Raw genomic sequence first — 4,156 nt, 5'->3', positions numbered from 1 at the left:
AGGGCCCGCACGTGGCGGGCCCTCGGGAAGCGTCGCGGCGGCGGTCCGCTAGGACTCGTTGCCGCCGTCGTCGTCCGGCACGTCGAGCTCGGCGAGCTCGTCGGCGAAGCCGGTGTCGCTGGCGCCGGCGCCGATCTCCTCGAGCGAGGCAAGGTCCTCGTCGAAGGCCGAGCCGAAGCCGCCCAGGCCGTCGCCGTCGCCGAGCCCGAGCTCGGCGGCGATCTCGTCGGAGTCCAGCAGGCCGACGTCATCCATCGCCCGCGGGAGCGGCTCGGCCGGCTCGATCTCGATCCGCCGGGAGCGCTTGAGCCCCGTGGCGGCCGGGATGAGCTTGCCGATGATCACGTTCTCCTTCAGGCCGTTGAGGGTGTCCTTCTTGCCCTCGAGCGCGGCGTCCGTGAGGACCTTGGTGGTCTCCTGGAACGACGCGGCCGACAGGAAGGAATCCGTGTTCAGCGAGGCCTTGGTGATGCCGAGGATGATCTCCTCGAACTGCGCGGTCTCGCCGCCCTCGGACTTGATCCGCTGGTTCTCCTTGGCGAACTCGTAGCGATCCACGAACTGCCCGGGCAGGTAGGTCGTGTCGCCCTTCTGGTCCACGCGGACCTTCTTGAGCATCTGGCGAACGATCAGCTCGATGTGCTTGTCGTTGATGTCGACGCCCTGCGACTTGTAGACCTCCTGCACCTCCTTGACGAGGTAGCGCTCGGTCTCCGTCCGGCCGCGGAGCTTCAGCAGGTCGTGCGGGTACAGCGAGCCCTCGTTGAGCTGCCGCCCGGCCTCGACCTTCTCACCCTCCGACACGTACAGCCGCGTGCGCCGCGGGAACGTGTGGCGGTGCTCCTCGCCGGCGTCGTCGGTGACGACGACCGTCAGGGCCTTGTCGGTCTCCTCGATCGACACCACGCCGTCGTGCTCGGTGATCTGCGCCAGGCCCTTGGGCTTGCGCGCCTCGAAGAGCTCGACGACACGCGGCAGGCCGTGCGTGATGTCCGCGCCGGCGACGCCGCCGGTGTGGAACGTCCGCATGGTCAGCTGCGTGCCCGGCTCGCCGATCGACTGGGCGGCGATGATGCCCACCGCGTCGCCGATCTGCGCCGTGTTGCCCGAGGCCAGCGAGCGCCCGTAGCACGCCTGGCACACGCCGGTCGTGGCCTCGCACGTCATGACGGAGCGCACCGGCACCCAGGCGTCCTCGTCGAGCGACTCGAAGATGTCGGCCATCTCGGCACGGTCGATCTCGCCGCCCTTCTCGACGATCACGCGACCGCGCTTCGTCTCGATGGTCTGCGCCGCGATGCGGCCCACGAGGTTGTCGTTGGGGTCACCCTGGTCGTTGCGGACCTTGAGCTCGATGAACTCCTTGGTGCCGCAGTCGGGCTCGCGGATGATCACGTCCTGGGCCACGTCAACCAGGCGCCGGGTCAGGTAGCCCGAGTCGGCGGTGCGCAGGGCGGTGTCGGCCAGGCCCTTGCGGGCGCCGTGCGTCGAGATGAAGTACTCGAGCACGGTGAGGCCCTCCATGAAGTTGGCCCGGATCGGCCGCTCGATGATCTCGCCCTTCGGGTTGGCCATGAGGCCGCGCATGCCGGCGAGCTGGCGGATCTGCTTCATCGAGCCTCGGGCGCCCGAGTTGGCCATCATGAAGATGGGGTTCAGGCGATCGAAGTTCCGCTCCATGGCGTTGGCCACTTCCTCGGTGGCCGCCGTCCACTTGTCGACGACCGCCTCGTGGCGCTCCTCCTGCGTGATCAGGCCCATGTCGTACTGGTCCTGGATCTCCGCGACCTCGGTCTCGACCTTGGCCAGGATCTCGCCCTTGTCGGGCGGGATCACGACGTCGTTCTTGGAGATCGTGATGCCGGCCTGCGTCGCGTACTTGAACCCGAGGTCCTTGAACGCGTCGAGCACCAGCGCGATCACCGACGCGCCGTAGCGCTGCACCAGGAAGTCGATGAGCTTGACGGTGTCCTTCTTGCGCATCGACTGGTTGATGAAGTCGTACTGGAGCGAGTCGTAGTTGTCGCCCAGTGCGTCCTTCAGCGCGCGATCGATGCGGTCGTTGTAGATGATGCGCCCGACCGTGGTGAGCACGTGGCCGCCCTTGTCCTCCTCGCGGCGGTACTCGGCCACGTCGTGCAGGCCGACGCCCTTGAGCTCGTAGCTCAGCTCGGCCTCCTGCGCGGTGCGGAAGCGGTGGACCTTGGGCGTGTGCGAGGCCGGGTCGATCTTGGCCAGCTCCTCGGCCTCGGGCCCGTAGGTCAGGTAGTAGGCGCCCAGCACCATGTCCTGCGTCGGCGTCGCCAGCGGCGCGCCGTGCGCGGGGGACAGGATGTTGTTGCTCGACAGCATCAGAATGCGGGCCTCCGCCTGCGCCTCGGCGCTGAGCGGGAGGTGGACCGCCATCTGGTCGCCGTCGAAGTCGGCGTTGAACGCGTGGCAGACCAGCGGGTGGACCTGGATGGCCTTGCCCTCGACCAGCACCGGCTCGAACGCCTGGATGCCCAGGCGGTGGAGCGTCGGTGCGCGGTTGAGCAGCACCGGGTGCTCGTGGATGACCTGCTCGAGGACGTCCCAGACCTGCGGGATCATCGAGTCGACCATCTTCTTGGCCGCCTTGATGTTCTGCGCCTCCTTGCGCTCGACGAGCTGGGCCATGATGAACGGCTTGAACAGCTCGAGCGCCATGAGCTTCGGCAGACCGCACTGGTGGAGCTTCAGCGACGGGCCGGCAACGATGACCGAGCGGCCGCTGTAGTCCACGCGCTTGCCGAGCAGGTTCTGGCGGAAGCGCCCCTGCTTGCCCTTGAGCATGTCGGAGAGCGACTTCAGCGGGCGGTTGCCCGGGCCCGTGACGGGCCGGCCACGGCGGCCGTTGTCGAACAGCGCGTCGACGGCCTCCTGCAGCATGCGCTTCTCGTTGTTGACGATGATCTCCGGCGCGCCGAGGTCGAGGAGACGCTTCAACCGGTTGTTGCGGTTGATGACGCGGCGGTAGAGGTCGTTGAGGTCAGACGTGGCGAAACGGCCGCCGTCGAGCTGGACCATCGGGCGCAGCTCCGGCGGGATCACCGGCACGGCCTCGAGGACCATCATCTCGGGCTTGTTGGTCGAGTTCAGGACGGCGCTGAGCACCTTCAGGCGCTTGACCGCGCGGGCCTGCTTCTGGCCCTTGCCGTTCTTGACCTGGTCCTCGAGGTCCTCGCGCTCGTGGTCGAGGCAGATGCCCGCCGCGTCCCACGGGGCGAGGTTCTCGCCCGCGGCGCGGTCGGGATCGACGTCGCGCGTCTCGTCCGAGCGGTCCCAGCACTCCTTCTCGCGCAGGAGCTCGCGGACGTGCTCCGCGCCCATGCCGCCGCCGAAGTACTCGCCGAATCCGAACGGCGAGCCGAAGCGGTGCTTGAGCTCACGGAAGAACGTCTCGTCGGGGATGATCAGCTTGGGACGGAACTCGTCCTTGTCGATGGGCTTCTCGACGTACGCCGACAGCGGCCAGTCCTCGCCCTCGGCGGGCGGGTCCTCGGACGGCTCCTCCTTGTTGGCGAAGAGCTTCCAGACGTCCTTCAGGCGCTGGCGGGCGTCCTCGTAGTAGGCCTCGGTGTCGTCGATGTCCGCGTTGAACGAGCGCTGGACGTCCTTGACGAGCTTCTCGCGCTCCTCGTCGGAGAGCTTCTTGACGTTGACGTCGAGCGACTCGGCCCACAGGTGGTCCTCGTCGCCGAACGCCGACTGCGTGCCCGTCTTCAGGTACTCCACGCGGGCCTCGAGCGACTTCTTGAGCTCGTCGACGCGCTCGCGCTCCTCCTCGGCGAGGCGGTCGAGCTCGGCCTGCATCTCGGTCTCGAGGGTCGGCAGGTCGCGCCAACGCGCCTCCTGGTCGACACAGGTGACGATGGACGCCGCGAAGTACAGGATCTTCTCGAGCTCCTTGGGAGCCATGTCGAGCAGGTAGCCGATACGGCTCGGGACGCCCTTGAAGAACCAGATGTGCGAGACCGGCGCGGCGAGGTCGATATGGCCCATGCGCTCACGGCGCACCTTGGACCGCGTCACCTCGACGCCGCAGCGCTCGCAGACGATGCCCTTGTAACGGACGCGCTTGTACTTGCCGCAGTAGCACTCCCAGTCCTTGGTGGGACCGAAGATGCGCTCGCAG

General features: G+C 67.8%; 1 protein-coding gene. It reads right to left on the bottom strand.

What is annotated here, in order from left to right:
- Positions 1-48 precede the first annotated feature (48 nt).
- Positions 49-4,156 (bottom strand): DNA-directed RNA polymerase subunit beta' (gene rpoC / locus ACTHL9_RS00925; RefSeq protein WP_440516747.1); only part of this gene is annotated, 4,108 nt, incomplete at its 5' end.

Source organism: Sinomonas sp., from assembly GCF_051955515.1.
Lineage (GTDB): Bacteria > Actinomycetota > Actinomycetes > Actinomycetales > Micrococcaceae > Sinomonas.
Note: the sequence above shows the minus strand (reverse complement) of the source record. Positions and strands in the feature narration are given on the sequence as shown.